Below are 15,854 nucleotides of genomic sequence, written 5' to 3'. Positions count from 1 at the left end.
GCCCGGTGGCGGCTGCGCCTTACCGGGCCTACAATCCGGGAGTAGGCTCGGTAAGCGTAGCGCCACCGGGCAATAACATCAGGCACCTTCCTGAAGGCTGCGCGCATACATCCGCCCTTCGGCGGCCAGTGCGCGCAGGCTCGGATCCTGCTCGCGGTTGCGGGCAAATACAATCGCAATCAGCTGCTGCATCTGGTACGGTTCCGCCAGCTTCAATAGCTGCACCGAGTTCTCATACACTTTCTTCATCCTCCCCGGCATCAGCGTAAAACCGACGCCCGCCTGCACCAGGCTCAACATAGAGAAAATGTCATTCACGCGCGTGACGATTTCCGGCTCGAATCCGGCGATGTGGAACGCTTCCTGGAACCCGGCGTAGGTGGCGAACCCTTCTGCCAGCGCGACAAATTTCTGGTGTTTGTAATCACGAAGATCCGCTGGCCCATGGGCGTTCAGCGTGGCGGACGCGGGCGCGGCAAGGAAAATGTCGTCGTGAAACAGGGGCAGTACTTCGAGGCTGTTACGGTCGATATCGCTTTCGGAGATGGAGATCAATATGGCGTCCAGCGACCCTTCGTCCAGCATGTGTAGCAACGTGTCGTTAGAGCCCATCGTCAGATCCATCTCCAGATCCGGACGGCGTAATTTCATGCCCATAATCAGGCGCGGTACGGTTTCCAGAGTGAGCGAGTAGAGCGTACCGACGCGCAACCGACCCTGGCCGATACCGGCGATTTTGCGCGACTCTTCCAGCCCGCGCTCCATCACCTGCATGACTTCCTGGCAATATTCCAGCAGCGTCCAGGCGGAAGGCAGCGCAATCAGATTGCGCCCCTTGTGGGTAAAAAGCGGGCAGCGCACGTTCTCTTCCAGCGTGTGCAGCGCGCGGTGCACGCTGACACCGCTCAGCCCGAGCGTTTCGGCGGTACGGGCGATATTCCCTTTCTCCATGAAGGTCATGAAGATGCTGAGTTTGCGGAATGTAATCTCGCTCGTGATATCGAAACGCATAACCCTCCCGGTGTGTTAGTCGGCCTGCAGCATCGCTTCCAGCTGTTCCTGCGCGTCCAGCCACGCCATTTCGCACGCTTCGAGGCTCGATTTGGTCTTTGCCTGCGTTTGCAGGCAATCCGTCAGCTCCGCTTTACGGCTTTGATCGTACAGGCCGCTGTCGCCCAGCTTCTCTTCAACGGTGGCAAGCGTGGCGTTGAGCTTCTCCATCTCTTTTTCCAGACGGGCAATCTCTTTACGCAGCGGCTGAGTCTGGGTGCGCAGCTCCGCTTCCCGGCGCTTCTGGTCTTTACGCGCCTGCGCGCTGTTGGCGTTGTCTTTCGCCGACTCATCCGGCTGGTTTTCCTGCTTCTGCACGTCCGTCAGCCACTGCTGGTAGTCTTCCAGATCGCCGTCGAACGGTTCAACTTTGCCATCATGCACCAGGTAGAGATCGTCTGTGGTGGAGCGGATCAGGTGACGATCGTGCGAGACCACCACCAGCGCGCCTTCGAACTCAATCAGCGCTTCGGTCAGCGCCTGACGCATGTCGAGATCCAGGTGGTTGGTCGGTTCATCGAGCAGCAGCAGGTTCGGGCGCTGCCAGACGATCAGCGCCAGTACCAGGCGGGCTTTTTCACCGCCGGAGAAACGCTCGGTGTTTTCGGTGACTTTATCGCCCTGGAAGCCGAAGCCGCCGAGGTAATCGCGCAGCTTCTGCTCCATTTCCTGCGGTGCCAGACGCGCAAGGTGCTGGATAGGCGATTCATCCGCGCGTAAAAATTCCAGCTGATGCTGAGCGAAATAGCCAAGCTTAATGCCTTTCGCCAGGCCGATTTCGCCGCTGACCGGGTTAAGTTCGCCCGCCAGGAGTTTGATTAGCGTTGATTTACCGGCGCCGTTACGCCCCAGCAGACCGATACGTGAGCCCGGCACCAGGTTGAGCTTAATGGAGTCGAGAATAATGCGATCGCCATAGCCCGCGCTCACTTTTTCCATTTTCAGCAGCGGATTCGGCAGGCTTTCCGGCTCGCGGAAATTGAAGTGGAACGGGTTATCGACGTGCGCCGGGGCAATCATCTCCATGCGTTCCAGCATCTTGATGCGGCTCTGGGCCTGCTTGGCTTTAGAGGCTTTGGCCTTAAAGCGATCCACAAAGCTTTGCAGGTGCGCCACGCGCTGCTGCTGGCTTTCGTACATCGCCTGCTGCTGGGCCAGGCGCGTCGCGCGCTGGCGCTCGAAAGAGCTGTAGTTGCCGGTATATTCGAACATCGTTTGCTGTTCGATATGAATGATTTTATCCACCACCGGATCGAGGAAGTCGCGGTCGTGGGAGATCAGAATCAGAGTGCCCTGATAGCTCTTAAGCCACTTCTCCAGCCAAATAACCGCATCGAGATCGAGGTGGTTAGTCGGTTCATCGAGTAGCAAAAGATCAGAACGGCAGATCAGCGCCTGCGCCAGGTTGAGGCGCATACGCCAGCCGCCGGAGAAGTCGCTGACCGGGCGTTCCAGCTGTTCATTGCTGAAGCCCAGGCCGTGCAGCAGGCTGGAGGCGCGGGAGCGAATGGTCCACGCGTCGATGGCGTCCAGCTTGCCATGAACGGTGGCGATGGCGTGACCGTCGTTGCGCTCGTTGGCGGCGTGGAGTTCCGCTTCGAGTTTGCGGTATTCACGGTCGCCGTCGATAACATAGTCGAGGGCCGGTTCGCTCAGGGCAGGCGTCTCCTGGTTCACCCAGGCGAGCTGCCAGTTTCCCGGATAAGTAAAGCTTCCGCCATCCGCGCTAATCTCGTTTTTCAGCAGCGCCAGCAGCGTGGATTTGCCACAGCCGTTTTTGCCGACCAGACCCACTTTTTGGCCCGGGTTGATGGTAGCAGTGGCGTTATCGAGCAGAACGCGCACGCCGCGACGAATTTGTAACGAGGAGAAAACAATCATAGAAGCGCCGTATGTTCCGACTATGTTAATTTGTCATTATGATAATGTAAGGTGTGGGCCATTTTCCGCACCGGGCCGCCATGGTAGCCCAAAACAACAACGATACACAAAAACAGAAACACGACCGGGAGGGGAATGATGTCTCAGACAGCGAAAGTGCTGCTGCTGTATGCCCATCCGGAATCTCAGGACTCGGTGGCGAACCGGGTGCTGCTTAAGCCGGCCACACAGCTCAGTAACGTTACGGTGCACGATCTCTACGCGCACTATCCTGATTTCTTTATTGATATTCCGTACGAGCAGGAACTGCTGCGTCAGCATGACGTGATTGTGTTCCAACACCCGCTTTACACCTATAGCTGTCCGGCACTGCTGAAAGAGTGGCTGGACCGCGTGCTGAGCCGCGGCTTCTCCAGTGGGGTGGGGGGAAACCAGCTGGCGGGAAAGTACTGGCGTAGCGTGATCACCACCGGTGAACCCGAAAGTGCTTACCGTCACGACGGGCTGAACCGTTATCCGATGAGCGATATCCTGCGGCCATTCGAGCTGACGGCGGCGATGTGCCGTATGCACTGGATGAGCCCGATCATTGTCTACTGGGCACGGCGTCAGGATCCGAAAGAACTGGCCAGCCACGCCAGAGCTTATGGCGAGTGGCTGGCATCGCCGATTCCGGCAGGAGGTCGTTAATGGAAGGATCGAATTTGCTCCTCGCCGGGGTACTGTTTTTATTTGCGGCCGTCGTCGCGGTTCCGCTTGCCGCCCGTCTCGGCATCGGTGCGGTACTGGGATATTTGCTCGCGGGGATCGCCATTGGTCCCTGGGGACTGGGATTCATCAGCGATGTGGATGAAATTCTCCATTTCTCCGAGCTAGGCGTGGTGTTCCTGATGTTCATCATCGGTCTGGAACTGAATCCCTCTAAATTGTGGCAGCTCCGACGCTCTATCTTTGGCGTGGGTGCCGCGCAGGTGTTGTTCAGCGCCGCGATTCTGGCTGGCCTGCTAATGCTGACCCACTTTTCCTGGCAGGCCGCGGTGATAGGCGGGATTGGTCTCGCCATGTCGTCGACGGCGATGGCGTTGCAGCTGATGCGCGACAAAGGGATGAACCGCAATGAAGCCGGGCAGCTGGGCTTTTCGGTGCTGCTGTTTCAGGATTTAGCGGTGATCCCGGCGCTGGCGCTGGTGCCGCTGCTGGCGGGTTCTGGCGACGATAGCTTCGACTGGGCAAAGATTTCCATGAAGGTGCTGGCTTTTGCGGGCATGCTGATTGGCGGACGCTTCCTGTTGCGTCCGGTGTTCCGCTTTATTGCCGCATCGGGCGTGCGTGAAGTGTTTACCGCTGCGACGCTGTTGCTGGTGCTTGGCTCGGCGCTGTTTATGGACGCGCTGGGGCTATCAATGGCGCTGGGTACTTTTATCGCCGGGGTGCTGCTGGCGGAGAGCGAGTATCGTCACGAACTGGAAATTGCCATCGATCCCTTCAAAGGGCTCCTGTTAGGGTTGTTCTTTATTTCGGTGGGGATGGCGCTCAATCTCGGTGTGCTTTATACCCATCTGCTCTGGGTTGTGGTCAGCGTCGCCATCCTGGTGGCGGTGAAAATGCTGGTGCTGTACGTCATGGCGCGTATTTACGGGTTGCGCAGTTCGGAACGTATGCAGTTTGCCAGCGTGTTAAGCCAGGGGGGAGAGTTCGCGTTTGTGCTGTTTTCCGCCGCGTCCTCTCAGAAGCTGTTTAAGGACGATCAGATGGCGCTGCTGCTGGTGACGGTGACGCTGTCGATGATGACCACGCCGCTGCTGATGAAGCTGGTGGATAAACTGCTGTCGCGCCGCTTAAACCCGACGGACGATGAAGATGAAGCGCCATGGGTAGAAGACGATAAACCCCAGGTGATAGTGGTGGGCTTTGGCCGCTTCGGGCAGGTGATTGGTCGCCTGTTGATGGCGAATAAGATGCGCATTACGGTGCTGGAACGCGATATCAGTGCGGTTAACCTGATGCGTAAATATGGCTACAAGGTTTATTACGGCGACGCGACCCAGCTTGAGCTGCTGCGCTCGGCGGGCGCTGAGGCCGCCGAGTCCATCGTGATCACCTGTAACGATCCGGAAGACACGATGAAACTGGTGGAGCTGTGTCAACAGCACTTCCCGCACCTGCATATACTGGCGCGTGCCCGGGGACGTGTTGAAGCTCACGAATTGTTGCAGGCGGGTGTGAAACACTTCTCCCGTGAGACGTTCTCCAGTGCGCTGGAGTTAGGCCGTAAGGCGTTGATCTCGCTGGGCATGCATCCTCATCAGGCGCAACGTGCCCAGATGCACTTCCGTCGGCTGGATATGCGAATGCTGCGCGAACTGATGCCGGTACATACCGACACGGCGCAGATCTCCCGCGTGCGGGAAGCGCGTCGCGAGCTGGAGGAGATCTTCCAGCGAGAGATGCAACAGGAACGACGCCAGCTTGATGGCTGGGATGAATTTGAATAAAGGGTAACGAAAGATGGCTGTCCGTAAACGCTTTATCGCAGGTGCAAAATGCCCGTCCTGCCAGGCGCAAGATACTCTGGCGATGTGGCGAGAAAATAATATTGATATCGTTGAGTGTGTTAAGTGTGGTCACCAGATGCGTGAGGCCGATAAAGAGGCCCGCGATCATGTTCGCAAAGAAGAGCAAGTGATCGGCATTTTTCATCCGGACTAGCGATATGCCCTGAGTTTTTTTAAGCTAAAGGGTACACGGGTGCAGATTTCCGCTACAATCTGCGCCAGCAATTTTCCCACGCTCAGGAGATATCATGAAAGTAGCAAAAGACCTGGTGGTCAGCCTGGCCTATCAGGTACGTACAGAAGACGGTGTGTTGGTTGATGAGTCTCCGGTGAGTGCGCCGCTGGACTACCTGCATGGCCACGGTTCCCTGATTTCTGGCCTGGAAACTGCGCTGGAAGGTCATGAAGTTGGCGACAAATTCGACGTTGCTGTCGGCGCGAACGACGCTTACGGTCAGTATGATGACAACCTGGTTCAGCGCGTTCCTAAAGACGTGTTCATGGGCGTTGACGAACTGCAGGTTGGCATGCGCTTCCTGGCTGAAACTGACCAGGGGCCAGTGCCTGTTGAAATCACTGAAGTTGAAGACGACCACGTTGTGGTTGACGGCAACCACATGCTGGCTGGCCAGAACCTGAAGTTCAACGTAGAAGTTGTTGCGATCCGTGAAGCGACCGAAGAAGAGCTGGCTCATGGTCACGTTCACGGTGCGCATGGTCACGACCATGACCACGATCACGGCCACGACGGCTGCTGCGGTGGTCACGGCCACGATCACGACCATGGTCATGACCATGGCAAAGGTGGTTGCGGTAACGGCGGCTGCGGTTGCCACTAATTCCGCTAAGCGGAAAATAAAAAAGCGGGTGAACCCCGCTTTTTTTACGCCTCAATAATGAGGTGGTGGTGTCTCTTCAGACTGAGAGGCAATGTTTGACGGCTGAGTTGCCTTTAGCTTTTCCGTCAGCAGACGCATGTGATCCCGCAGTTTCGCCATTTCGAGTTCATGTGCTGTGACGGTCTGGTTTAGCTCTTCGATGGTGATGTCCTGAAAAGCCAGGCGGCTTTCCAGCTCAGCCATTCTCGCTTCTATCGTTGTATCCTTCATCATTCACCTCGTTTATGTCTGATTTACCTGATGGTCCAGCGGCGGCGCAGTTTAACTGAGTTTATCCTTAAGTGCAGTCTCTATCCCGCTGGCAAGAAACTTATTTAAACAAAAATAGTCTGAAAAGTGGTGAGAATTGGGAGTGTCTGTCTGTAGATTTCTTCTGCAACGTTTTATAGTACGTCACTCATTTACGTTTAACGCTGGGGTGAGAGTCCCCAGGCCCTGGAGATATGGATGAAATCACTGTTTAAAGTAACGCTGCTGGCGACGACGATGGCTGTTGCGCTGAACGCGCCGCTGTCATTCGCTGCTGATACTGCTGCGAAGCCTGCTGCCACTGCAGACAGCAAAGCGGCGTTCAAAAATGACGACCAGAAATCCGCCTACGCACTGGGCGCATCTCTGGGTCGTTACATGGAAAACTCTCTGAAAGAACAAGAGAAACTGGGCATCAAACTGGATAAAGCCCAGCTGATCGCAGGCGTACAAGACGCATTTGCGGATAAGAGCAAGCTGTCTGACCAGGAAATTGAGCAGACGCTGCAGGCGTTCGAAGCACGCGTGAAGGGTGCCGCTCAGACCAAGATGGAAGCGGACGCGAAAGACAACGAAGCGAAAGGCAAAGCCTACCGCGATACCTTTGCTAAAGAGAAGGGTGTGAAGACCTCCTCTACTGGCCTGGTGTACAAAGTTGAGAAAGAAGGTACCGGCGATGCGCCGAAAGACAGCGATACTGTTGTCGTAAACTACAAAGGTACGCTGATCGACGGTAAAGAGTTCGATAACTCTTACACCCGCGGTGAGCCGCTCTCCTTCCGTCTGGACGGTGTGATTCCTGGCTGGACTGAAGGCCTGAAAAACATCAAGAAAGGCGGCAAGATCAAGCTGGTTATTCCACCGGATCTGGCCTACGGCAAAACGGGCGTTCCGGGTATCCCGGCTAACTCCACGCTGGTCTTCGACGTAGAGCTGCTGGACATTAAACCAGCACCGAAAGCGGATGCGAAACCGGAAGCGCAGGCAGATCAGAAAGCTGCGACAGACGCTAAGAAGTAATGTAATGAAAACCGCCGCCTTTAAGGCGGCGGTTTTTTTATTGCGGGGCAGATATAATTAACACTGGAAAGCGTCTGGTACGCTGTATTAATTTAGTTGTCCGTGTAGATAATGAGCCTGCCCTGAAAACCTAACGACAGGCTCCTGAAAAGGAGTGTTTTTTTCATGTCCAGGTCGCTTTTAACCAACGAAACCAGTGAACTTGATTTGCTGGATCAACGTCCTTTTGACCAGACCGACTTCGATATTCTTAAATCCTATGAGGCGGTGGTGGACGGGTTAGCGATGCTCATTGGTTCCCACTGCGAAATCGTATTGCACTCCCTGCAAGATCTGAAGTGTTCCGCCATCCGCATTGCTAATGGTGAGCATACCGGCCGTAAAATTGGTTCGCCAATCACCGACCTTGCATTGCGTATGTTGCATGACATGACCGGCGCGGACAGCAGCGTCTCCAAATGTTATTTCACCCGCGCCAAAAGCGGCGTGCTGATGAAATCAGAAACTATCGCGATTCGAAACCGCGAACATCGTGTGATTGGACTGCTGTGCATCAACATGAACCTTGATGTGCCTTTCTCGCAGATCATGAGCACCTTTATTCCGCCTGAAACGCCAGACGTTGGCTCCTCCGTTAACTTTGCCTCCTCCGTAGAAGATCTGGTGACTCAAACGCTTGAGTTTACGATTGAAGAGGTCAATGCCGATCGCAACGTCTCGAACAATGCCAAGAATCGTCAGATCGTACTCAATCTCTACGAGAAAGGGATTTTTGATATCAAAGACGCCATTAACCAGGTGGCCGATCGTCTGAATATCTCCAAGCATACGGTCTACCTCTACATCCGCCAGTTCAAAAGCGGCGACTTCGTAGGGCAAGACAAGTAATGCGTTTTGCGTTAATGGTGACAGGCCCGGCGTACGGCACTCAGCAGGCCAGCAGCGCGCTGCAGTTTGCGCATGCGCTACTGGCGGCCGGACATGAACTGGCGAGCGTCTTTTTCTATCGGGAAGGGGTGTATAACGCGAACCAGTTCACGTCACCGGCGAGCGATGAGTTTGATCTGGTCCGCGCGTGGCAGGCGTTAAATGAAAAGCAGGGCGTTGAGCTGAACATCTGCGTGGCGGCGGCACTGCGTCGCGGCGTGACGGATGCAACCGAAGCCGATCGCCTGGGGTTATCGGGCGCTAACCTTCAGCCTGGCTTTTCGTTGAGTGGTCTGGGCGCGCTGGCTCAGGCGGCGTTAACCTGCGACAGAGTGGTGCAATTCTGATGAACCGCGTGGCATTTGTTTTTACTTCTGCGCCGCACGGTAGCGCCTCGGGCCGCGAAGGGCTGGATGCGTTACTTGCGACATCGGCGTTAACAGAAGATATCGGCGTCTTTTTTCTGGGGGACGGGGTGTTTCAACTGCTCGCGGGCCAACAGCCGCAGGCCATCCTGGCGCGCGATTACATCGCAACCTTCAAAGTGCTGCCGCTGTACGATATCGAAACCTGCTATGTCTGTGCCGACTCCTTAACGGCGCGCGGTTTGAGTGATAAGTCGTCTTTTGTGCTGGATGTGACGATCTTATCTTCCTCTGATCTGCGTGAACACCTTTCCCACTACGACACCGTTTTGACGTTCTGAGGCCGCCATGCTCCATATTCTGAGCCACTCACCGTGGCAATGTGATATCGACACACTGTTGAGCATGCTGCGCGAAGGTGATGATTTGCTGCTCATTCAGGACGGCGTGCTCGCGGCGCTTGAAGGCAGCCGTTTCGTTGAAATTCTCACGAATGCCCCCATAACAGTCTCTGCGCTGAAGGACGATCTGGACGCGCGAGGTCTTTCTGGTCAAATTTCAGCCAAAATTGACGTGGTTGGCTATACTGATTTCGTCAATCTTACTGTGACGCACGCCAGTCAAATGAACTGGTGATCCGAGATCGCTGTATATTTCTTGACACCTTTTCGACGTAGCCCTAAAATTTCGCGTCCTCATATTGTATGAGGTCGTTTTATTACGTGTTTACGAAGCAAAAGCTAAAACCAGGAGCTATTTAATGGCAACAGTTAACCAGCTGGTACGCAAACCACGCGCACGCAAAGTTGCAAAGAGCAACGTGCCTGCGCTGGAAGCCTGCCCGCAGAAACGTGGTGTATGTACTCGTGTATATACCACCACTCCTAAAAAACCAAACTCCGCACTGCGTAAAGTATGCCGTGTGCGTTTGACTAACGGTTTCGAAGTGACTTCCTACATCGGTGGTGAAGGTCACAACCTGCAGGAGCACTCCGTGATCCTGATCCGTGGCGGTCGTGTTAAAGACCTTCCGGGTGTTCGTTACCACACCGTTCGTGGTGCGCTGGACTGCTCAGGTGTTAAAGACCGTAAGCAGGCTCGCTCCAAGTACGGCGTGAAGCGTCCTAAGGCTTAATGGTTCTCCGTTAAGTAAGGCCAAACTGATTTATCTAAATGTCAAACTAAACTCGTAGAGTTTTGGACAATCCTGAATTAACAACGGAGTATTCCCATGCCACGTCGTCGCGTCATTGGTCAGCGTAAAATTCTTCCAGATCCGAAGTTCGGATCAGAACTGCTGGCAAAATTTGTAAATATCCTGATGGTAGATGGTAAAAAATCTACTGCAGAAGCCATCGTATACAGCGCGCTTGAGACCCTGGCTCAGCGTTCTGGTAAAAATGAACTGGAAGCTTTCGAAGTCGCTCTCGACAACGTTCGCCCAACTGTAGAAGTTAAGTCCCGCCGCGTTGGTGGTTCTACTTATCAGGTTCCAGTTGAAGTTCGTCCGGTTCGTCGTAATGCTCTGGCAATGCGTTGGATCGTTGAAGCTGCTCGTAAACGCGGTGATAAATCCATGGCTCTGCGTCTGGCGAACGAACTTTCTGATGCTGCAGAAAACAAAGGTACTGCAGTTAAGAAACGTGAAGACGTTCACCGTATGGCAGAAGCCAACAAGGCGTTCGCACACTACCGTTGGTAATCCCTTCGGAGTATTAGTCACCAGGCGGGCGCTTCAGAGAAGCCGCCCGCTCTGGGTAACTTAACTGAACGCCTAAAGAAACAAACGAGGAATCAAATGGCTCGTACAACACCCATCGCACGCTACCGTAACATCGGTATCAGTGCGCACATCGACGCCGGTAAGACCACTACTACCGAACGTATTCTGTTCTACACCGGTGTAAACCATAAAATCGGTGAAGTTCATGACGGCGCAGCCACCATGGACTGGATGGAACAGGAGCAGGAGCGTGGTATCACTATCACCTCCGCAGCGACTACTGCATTCTGGTCAGGTATGGCTAAGCAGTACGAACCGCATCGCGTAAACATCATCGACACCCCAGGGCACGTTGACTTCACCATCGAAGTAGAACGTTCCATGCGTGTGCTCGACGGCGCGGTAATGGTTTATTGCGCAGTTGGTGGTGTTCAGCCACAGTCTGAAACCGTATGGCGTCAGGCGAACAAATATAAAGTTCCACGCATCGCGTTCGTTAACAAAATGGACCGTATGGGTGCTAACTTCCTGAAAGTTGTTGGTCAGATCAAAACCCGTCTGGGCGCGAACCCTGTTCCGCTGCAGCTGGCAATTGGTGCTGAAGAAGGCTTCACCGGCGTTATCGACCTGGTGAAAATGAAAGCCATCAACTGGAACGACGCAGACCAGGGCGTGACCTTCGAATACGAAGACATCCCGGCTGAGATGCAGGACCTGGCTGACGAATGGCACCAGAACCTGATCGAATCCGCTGCTGAAGCTTCTGAAGAGCTGATGGAGAAATACCTGGGTGGTGAAGAACTGACTGAAGAAGAGATCAAAAAAGCTCTGCGTCAGCGTGTTCTGAACAACGAAATCATCCTGGTAACCTGTGGTTCTGCGTTCAAGAACAAAGGTGTTCAGGCGATGCTGGATGCGGTAGTTGACTACCTGCCATCCCCGGTTGACGTTCCTGCGATCAACGGCATCCTGGACGACGGTAAAGATACTCCGGCTGAGCGTCACGCAAGCGACGACGAGCCGTTCTCTGCACTGGCGTTCAAAATTGCTACCGACCCATTCGTGGGTAACCTGACCTTCTTCCGCGTTTACTCTGGTGTGGTTAACTCCGGTGACACCATCCTGAACTCCGTGAAAGCGGCGCGTGAGCGTTTTGGCCGTATCGTACAGATGCACGCTAACAAACGTGAAGAGATCAAAGAAGTTCGTGCGGGCGACATCGCTGCAGCTATCGGTCTGAAAGACGTGACCACTGGTGACACCCTGTGTGACCCGGATCACCCGATCATTCTGGAGCGTATGGAATTCCCAGAGCCGGTAATCTCCATCGCGGTTGAACCAAAAACCAAAGCTGACCAGGAAAAAATGGGTCTGGCTCTGGGCCGTCTGGCGAAAGAAGACCCATCATTCCGCGTATGGACTGATGAAGAATCTAACCAGACCATCATCGCTGGTATGGGTGAACTGCACCTGGACATCATCGTTGACCGTATGAAGCGTGAATTCAACGTTGAAGCGAACGTGGGTAAACCTCAGGTTGCTTACCGCGAAGCGATTCGCGCGAAAGTTACCGATGTTGAAGGTAAACACGCTAAGCAGTCTGGTGGTCGCGGTCAGTACGGTCACGTTGTGATCGACATGTACCCACTGGAGCCGGGCTCTAACCCGAAAGGTTACGAGTTCATCAACGACATCAAAGGTGGTGTAATTCCTGGCGAATACATCCCAGCCGTTGATAAAGGTATCCAGGAACAGCTGAAAGCGGGCCCTCTGGCTGGCTATCCGGTTGTTGACATGGGTGTTCGTCTGCACTTCGGTTCTTACCACGACGTTGACTCCTCTGAACTGGCGTTTAAACTGGCTGCGTCTATTGCCTTTAAAGAAGGCTTTAAGAAAGCAAAACCAGTTCTGCTTGAGCCAATCATGAAGGTTGAAGTAGAAACTCCTGAAGAGAACACCGGTGACGTTATCGGTGACTTGAGCCGTCGTCGCGGTATGCTGCGTGGTCAGGAATCTGAAGTAACTGGCGTTAAGATCCACGCTGAAGTTCCGCTGTCTGAAATGTTCGGATATGCAACTCAGCTGCGTTCTCTGACCAAAGGTCGTGCATCATACACCATGGAATTCCTGAAGTATGATGATGCGCCTAACAACGTTGCTCAGGCCGTTATTGAAGCCCGTGGTAAGTAATCCACAGGATTAAAACCTAAGTCCCGTGCTCTCTCCGAAGGGGAGAGCACTATAGTAAGGAATATAGCCGTGTCTAAAGAAAAATTTGAACGTACAAAACCGCACGTTAACGTTGGTACTATCGGCCACGTTGACCATGGTAAAACTACCCTGACTGCTGCAATCACTACCGTTCTGGCTAAAACCTACGGCGGTGCTGCTCGTGCATTCGACCAGATCGATAACGCACCAGAAGAAAAAGCGCGTGGTATCACCATCAACACTTCTCACGTTGAATATGACACCCCGACTCGCCACTACGCACACGTAGACTGCCCAGGCCACGCCGACTATGTTAAAAACATGATCACCGGTGCTGCGCAGATGGACGGCGCGATCCTGGTTGTTGCTGCGACTGACGGCCCAATGCCTCAGACTCGTGAGCACATCCTGCTGGGTCGTCAGGTAGGCGTTCCTTACATCATCGTGTTCCTGAACAAGTGCGACATGGTTGATGACGAAGAGCTGCTGGAACTGGTAGAGATGGAAGTTCGTGAACTGCTGTCTCAGTACGATTTCCCAGGCGACGACACCCCAATCGTTCGTGGTTCCGCGCTGAAAGCGCTGGAAGGCGAAGCAGAGTGGGAAGAGAAAATCATCGAACTGGCTGGCTTCCTGGATTCTTACATCCCAGAACCAGAGCGTGCGATTGACAAGCCATTCCTGCTGCCAATCGAAGACGTATTCTCCATCTCCGGTCGTGGTACCGTTGTTACCGGTCGTGTAGAGCGCGGTATCATCAAAGTGGGTGAAGAAGTTGAAATCGTTGGTATCAAAGAGACTGCGAAGTCTACTTGTACTGGCGTTGAAATGTTCCGCAAACTGCTGGACGAAGGCCGTGCTGGTGAGAACGTTGGTGTTCTGCTGCGTGGTATCAAACGTGAAGAAATCGAACGTGGTCAGGTTCTGGCGAAGCCAGGCTCAATCAAGCCACACACCAAGTTCGAATCTGAAGTGTACATCCTGTCCAAAGACGAAGGCGGCCGTCATACTCCGTTCTTCAAAGGCTACCGTCCACAGTTCTACTTCCGTACAACTGACGTGACCGGTACCATCGAACTGCCAGAAGGCGTTGAGATGGTAATGCCAGGCGACAACATCAAGATGGTTGTGACTCTGATCCACCCAATCGCGATGGACGACGGTCTGCGTTTCGCAATCCGTGAAGGCGGCCGTACCGTTGGCGCGGGCGTTGTTGCTAAAGTTCTGGGCTAATTAATTATCCCCGAATTAAAAAAGGACGCTTCGGCGTCCTTTTTTGTTTTGTGCTGCTCAGGTGTTGTCACAAACTTTCGCATTTTTTGCCTGCACCCGCCCCGTATTCTGGCGTTTGTGCTATTGTAATCATAACCATTCTCACTTACACTTTGCGCATAATTTGAACGGGAGTCTCTATGTACGTTTGTTTATGTAATGGTGTAAGCGACAAAAAAATACGTCAGGCCGTTCGCCAGTTTCAGCCTCAGTCATTTCAGCAGCTTCGCAAATTTGTTCCGGTTGGAAATCAATGCGGTAAATGTGTACGTGCTGCACGTGAAATCATGCAGGACGAGTTGATGCAGATCCCGGAATACAAAGAGATCGCGTAAGCGCCCATCTTTTTTTTGACATCCCCGTAGCCCGATCTACGCTTCAATGAGTGGAAGCGGAGGGACTATATAATGAAAGGTGATGTTAAAATCATAAGTTATCTCAATAAATTATTGGGAAATGAGCTTGTCGCAATCAACCAGTACTTTCTTCACGCGAGAATGTTCAAAAACTGGGGACTTAAACGTCTGAACGACGTTGAGTACCATGAATCTATAGATGAGATGAAACACGCCGATAAATATATCGAGCGCATTTTATTCCTTGAAGGTATTCCAAACCTGCAGGATCTCGGCAAGCTGGGCATCGGTGAAGATGTCGAGGAGATGCTACGTTCCGACCTCAGGCTGGAACTTGAAGGTGCCAAAGATCTCCGTGAAGCCATTGCCTATGCCGACAGCGTTTTTGATTATGTCAGCCGTGACATGATGATTGAGATCCTTGCCGATGAAGAAGGCCATATAGACTGGCTGGAAACCGAGTTGGATTTGATCGATAAGCTGGGTATTCAAAACTATCTGCAGGCGCAAATCCGCGAAGAAAAAGAGTAGTTGATACAGGAAGGAAACCCTCCTTCCTGCCTCCTCACAGCGTTGCCCAGCAGAAACAGCCCCAGCCGCTCAGTGCCAGCGCCGGACCGAAAGGTATCGGGTCACCGAAATGCCCTTTTTTTACCCACAGCAGAAGCCCGTAAAAGATCCCTGCGATTGACGCTACGTAAAGGATCACGGGTACCTCTCGCCAGCCGCACCAGGCGCCCACTGCCGCAAGCATCTTGAAATCCCCGTAACCGATCCCTTCTTTGTGACAGATTAAGCGGACCAGCCAGTAGAGCAGCCACAGAATTAAATAGCCGGCAGCGGCACCCACAATGGCGTCCTGGGAGGAAACAGGGCCAAAAAAGGCATTAAACAACAGGCCAACCCACAGTAACGGTAGCGTGAGCTTGTCGGGTAAGAGGTAATGCTGCAGATCGATCACGCTGAGTGCGAGTACAAACCAAAAGAACAGAAAAAGCGCCAGTGACATTATCATTGATGCTGGATGGAGGGCATAGCAAATGACGGCCATCATCGCACAAAGCCCTTCCAGCAAGGGATAGCGTGTTGAAACAGGCTGGCCGCAGTGGCGACATTTCCCTTTGAGAAGCATCCAGCCGAGCAGGGGAACCGTGTCGTACCAGAACAGTGGGGTTTGACACTGGCAGCACCGGGAGCCAGAGAACGTAAACTCTGACGTTGAACCCGCCTCGCCTGTCGAAGACGGTCGTAAAATCTCGGCAGGCAAACGCCAGGTGAGTATACCCATTGCGGTTCCTGACAGCAGGCCAATGATGAGAAACAGAGTAACCAGTGAGCTATCCATT

Annotated in this window: 19 protein-coding genes; 15 read left to right on the top strand and 4 right to left on the bottom strand. The window is 53.6% G+C overall.

What is annotated here, in order from left to right; genetic code table 11:
• Positions 1 to 78: 78 nt before the first annotated feature.
• Both L3068_RS21310 and L3068_RS21305 read right to left on the bottom strand, forming a co-directional pair.
• The gene (locus L3068_RS21310; RefSeq protein ID WP_117581764.1) at positions 79 to 1,011 is read right to left on the bottom strand and encodes a LysR family transcriptional regulator; all 933 of its coding nucleotides are present in this window, start codon (positions 1,009 to 1,011) and stop codon (positions 79 to 81) included.
• 15 nt (positions 1,012 to 1,026) lie between these two features.
• Positions 1,027 to 2,931, bottom strand: a complete 1,905-nt coding sequence (locus tag L3068_RS21305) for an ABC transporter ATP-binding protein (protein WP_023331460.1) — start codon at positions 2,929 to 2,931, stop codon at positions 1,027 to 1,029.
• Positions 2,932 to 3,069: 138 nt separating this feature from the next.
• On the opposite strand from L3068_RS21305, the gene kefG reads away from it, so the two are divergent.
• The 4 genes from kefG (at position 3,070) to slyD (ending at position 6,325) form a co-directional block, all read left to right on the top strand.
• Positions 3,070 to 3,621 (top strand): glutathione-regulated potassium-efflux system ancillary protein KefG, encoded by a 552-nt coding sequence (gene kefG, locus L3068_RS21300; protein ID WP_014885493.1) that lies wholly within the window; start codon positions 3,070 to 3,072, stop codon positions 3,619 to 3,621.
• Positions 3,621 to 5,426 carry a glutathione-regulated potassium-efflux system protein KefB gene (kefB, locus tag L3068_RS21295; RefSeq protein WP_014885492.1) on the top strand — a complete coding sequence of 602 codons (1,806 nt, stop codon included), beginning with the start codon at positions 3,621 to 3,623 and terminating at the stop codon, positions 5,424 to 5,426. The genes kefG and kefB overlap by 1 nt, the downstream gene beginning before the upstream one ends.
• A 13-nt stretch (positions 5,427 to 5,439) precedes the next feature.
• Positions 5,440 to 5,640 carry a YheV family putative zinc ribbon protein gene (locus L3068_RS21290; protein ID WP_003861689.1) on the top strand — a complete coding sequence of 67 codons (201 nt, stop codon included), beginning with the start codon at positions 5,440 to 5,442 and terminating at the stop codon, positions 5,638 to 5,640.
• Between the two features lie 94 nt (positions 5,641 to 5,734).
• Positions 5,735 to 6,325, top strand: a complete 591-nt coding sequence (gene slyD / locus L3068_RS21285; RefSeq protein WP_014885491.1) for a peptidylprolyl isomerase — start codon at positions 5,735 to 5,737, stop codon at positions 6,323 to 6,325.
• A gap of 51 nt (positions 6,326 to 6,376) precedes the next feature.
• On the opposite strand, the gene L3068_RS21280 is transcribed toward slyD, so the two are convergent.
• Positions 6,377 to 6,595 carry a protein SlyX gene (locus tag L3068_RS21280; protein WP_008503009.1) on the bottom strand — a complete coding sequence of 73 codons (219 nt, stop codon included), beginning with the start codon at positions 6,593 to 6,595 and terminating at the stop codon, positions 6,377 to 6,379.
• Between the two features lie 237 nt (positions 6,596 to 6,832).
• On the opposite strand from L3068_RS21280, the gene fkpA reads away from it, so the two are divergent.
• The 11 genes from fkpA to bfr all read left to right on the top strand — a co-directional run bounded on the left by fkpA (position 6,833) and on the right by bfr (position 15,039).
• A complete protein-coding gene (gene fkpA / locus L3068_RS21275) occupies positions 6,833 to 7,654 on the top strand; it encodes an FKBP-type peptidyl-prolyl cis-trans isomerase (protein ID WP_023331457.1) in 822 nt (273 codons plus the stop codon).
• 165 nt (positions 7,655 to 7,819) lie between these two features.
• Entirely contained in the window at positions 7,820 to 8,542 is a 723-nt protein-coding gene (locus L3068_RS21270; protein ID WP_014885489.1) for a helix-turn-helix transcriptional regulator, read from the top strand.
• Positions 8,542 to 8,928: a sulfurtransferase complex subunit TusD gene (gene tusD / locus L3068_RS21265; RefSeq protein ID WP_023337892.1), complete on the top strand. Its 387-nt coding sequence runs from the start codon at positions 8,542 to 8,544 to the stop codon at positions 8,926 to 8,928. Before L3068_RS21270 ends, tusD begins: the two co-directional genes overlap by 1 nt.
• Positions 8,928 to 9,287, top strand: coding sequence for a sulfurtransferase complex subunit TusC (gene tusC / locus L3068_RS21260; RefSeq protein WP_117581762.1), 360 nt, complete (start codon positions 8,928 to 8,930; stop codon positions 9,285 to 9,287). Before tusD ends, tusC begins: the two co-directional genes overlap by 1 nt.
• A gap of 7 nt (positions 9,288 to 9,294) precedes the next feature.
• Complete coding sequence (gene tusB, locus L3068_RS21255) at positions 9,295 to 9,582, top strand: sulfurtransferase complex subunit TusB (RefSeq protein ID WP_014885486.1); 288 nt, start codon at positions 9,295 to 9,297, stop codon at positions 9,580 to 9,582.
• A gap of 124 nt (positions 9,583 to 9,706) precedes the next feature.
• Positions 9,707 to 10,081 carry a 30S ribosomal protein S12 gene (gene rpsL, locus L3068_RS21250; RefSeq protein WP_000246815.1) on the top strand — a complete coding sequence of 125 codons (375 nt, stop codon included), beginning with the start codon at positions 9,707 to 9,709 and terminating at the stop codon, positions 10,079 to 10,081.
• A gap of 96 nt (positions 10,082 to 10,177) precedes the next feature.
• Entirely contained in the window at positions 10,178 to 10,648 is a 471-nt protein-coding gene (rpsG, locus tag L3068_RS21245; protein ID WP_003861706.1) for a 30S ribosomal protein S7, read from the top strand.
• Between the two features lie 96 nt (positions 10,649 to 10,744).
• Entirely contained in the window at positions 10,745 to 12,859 is a 2,115-nt protein-coding gene (fusA, locus tag L3068_RS21240; RefSeq protein ID WP_023331453.1) for an elongation factor G, read from the top strand.
• A 69-nt stretch (positions 12,860 to 12,928) separates the two neighbouring features.
• A complete protein-coding gene (tuf, locus tag L3068_RS21235) occupies positions 12,929 to 14,113 on the top strand; it encodes an elongation factor Tu (RefSeq protein ID WP_014171903.1) in 1,185 nt (394 codons plus the stop codon).
• 179 nt (positions 14,114 to 14,292) lie between these two features.
• On the top strand, positions 14,293 to 14,487 hold the full coding sequence (gene bfd, locus L3068_RS21230; RefSeq protein ID WP_008503493.1) for a bacterioferritin-associated ferredoxin: 195 nt from the start codon (positions 14,293 to 14,295) through the stop codon (positions 14,485 to 14,487).
• A 72-nt stretch (positions 14,488 to 14,559) separates the two neighbouring features.
• Complete coding sequence (bfr, locus tag L3068_RS21225) at positions 14,560 to 15,039, top strand: bacterioferritin (protein WP_014885483.1); 480 nt, start codon at positions 14,560 to 14,562, stop codon at positions 15,037 to 15,039.
• Between the two features lie 34 nt (positions 15,040 to 15,073).
• Here bfr and L3068_RS25285 read toward each other — a convergent pair whose 3' ends face one another.
• On the bottom strand, positions 15,074 to 15,853 hold the full coding sequence (locus tag L3068_RS25285) for a prepilin peptidase (protein ID WP_048339401.1): 780 nt from the start codon (positions 15,851 to 15,853) through the stop codon (positions 15,074 to 15,076).
• Position 15,854 lies beyond the last annotated feature (1 nt).

It is taken from the genome of Enterobacter cloacae complex sp. ECL414, from assembly GCF_021869685.1.
In the GTDB taxonomy this organism is placed as follows: domain Bacteria; phylum Pseudomonadota; class Gammaproteobacteria; order Enterobacterales; family Enterobacteriaceae; genus Enterobacter; species Enterobacter kobei.
The sequence above is the reverse complement of the archived record's forward strand: the minus strand, read 5'-3'. Positions and strand labels throughout refer to the sequence as shown.

Coding starts and splice junctions, on each gene's coding strand:
- L3068_RS21305 (WP_023331460.1), bottom strand. CDS start 2,931: ATGATTGTTTTCTCCTCGTTACAAATTCGTCGCGGCGTGCGCGTTCTG.
- L3068_RS21270 (WP_014885489.1), top strand. CDS start 7,820: ATGTCCAGGTCGCTTTTAACCAACGAAACCAGTGAACTTGATTTGCTG.
- L3068_RS21310 (WP_117581764.1), bottom strand. CDS start 1,011: ATGCGTTTCGATATCACGAGCGAGATTACATTCCGCAAACTCAGCATC.
- slyD (WP_014885491.1), top strand. CDS start 5,735: ATGAAAGTAGCAAAAGACCTGGTGGTCAGCCTGGCCTATCAGGTACGT.
- tusD (WP_023337892.1), top strand. CDS start 8,542: ATGCGTTTTGCGTTAATGGTGACAGGCCCGGCGTACGGCACTCAGCAG.
- tusC (WP_117581762.1), top strand. CDS start 8,928: ATGAACCGCGTGGCATTTGTTTTTACTTCTGCGCCGCACGGTAGCGCC.
- tusB (WP_014885486.1), top strand. CDS start 9,295: ATGCTCCATATTCTGAGCCACTCACCGTGGCAATGTGATATCGACACA.
- fkpA (WP_023331457.1), top strand. CDS start 6,833: ATGAAATCACTGTTTAAAGTAACGCTGCTGGCGACGACGATGGCTGTT.
- rpsL (WP_000246815.1), top strand. CDS start 9,707: ATGGCAACAGTTAACCAGCTGGTACGCAAACCACGCGCACGCAAAGTT.
- rpsG (WP_003861706.1), top strand. CDS start 10,178: ATGCCACGTCGTCGCGTCATTGGTCAGCGTAAAATTCTTCCAGATCCG.
- L3068_RS21280 (WP_008503009.1), bottom strand. CDS start 6,595: ATGAAGGATACAACGATAGAAGCGAGAATGGCTGAGCTGGAAAGCCGC.
- bfr (WP_014885483.1), top strand. CDS start 14,560: ATGAAAGGTGATGTTAAAATCATAAGTTATCTCAATAAATTATTGGGA.
- bfd (WP_008503493.1), top strand. CDS start 14,293: ATGTACGTTTGTTTATGTAATGGTGTAAGCGACAAAAAAATACGTCAG.
- kefB (WP_014885492.1), top strand. CDS start 3,621: ATGGAAGGATCGAATTTGCTCCTCGCCGGGGTACTGTTTTTATTTGCG.
- L3068_RS25285 (WP_048339401.1), bottom strand. CDS start 15,853: ATGGATAGCTCACTGGTTACTCTGTTTCTCATCATTGGCCTGCTGTCA.
- kefG (WP_014885493.1), top strand. CDS start 3,070: ATGTCTCAGACAGCGAAAGTGCTGCTGCTGTATGCCCATCCGGAATCT.
- fusA (WP_023331453.1), top strand. CDS start 10,745: ATGGCTCGTACAACACCCATCGCACGCTACCGTAACATCGGTATCAGT.
- L3068_RS21290 (WP_003861689.1), top strand. CDS start 5,440: ATGGCTGTCCGTAAACGCTTTATCGCAGGTGCAAAATGCCCGTCCTGC.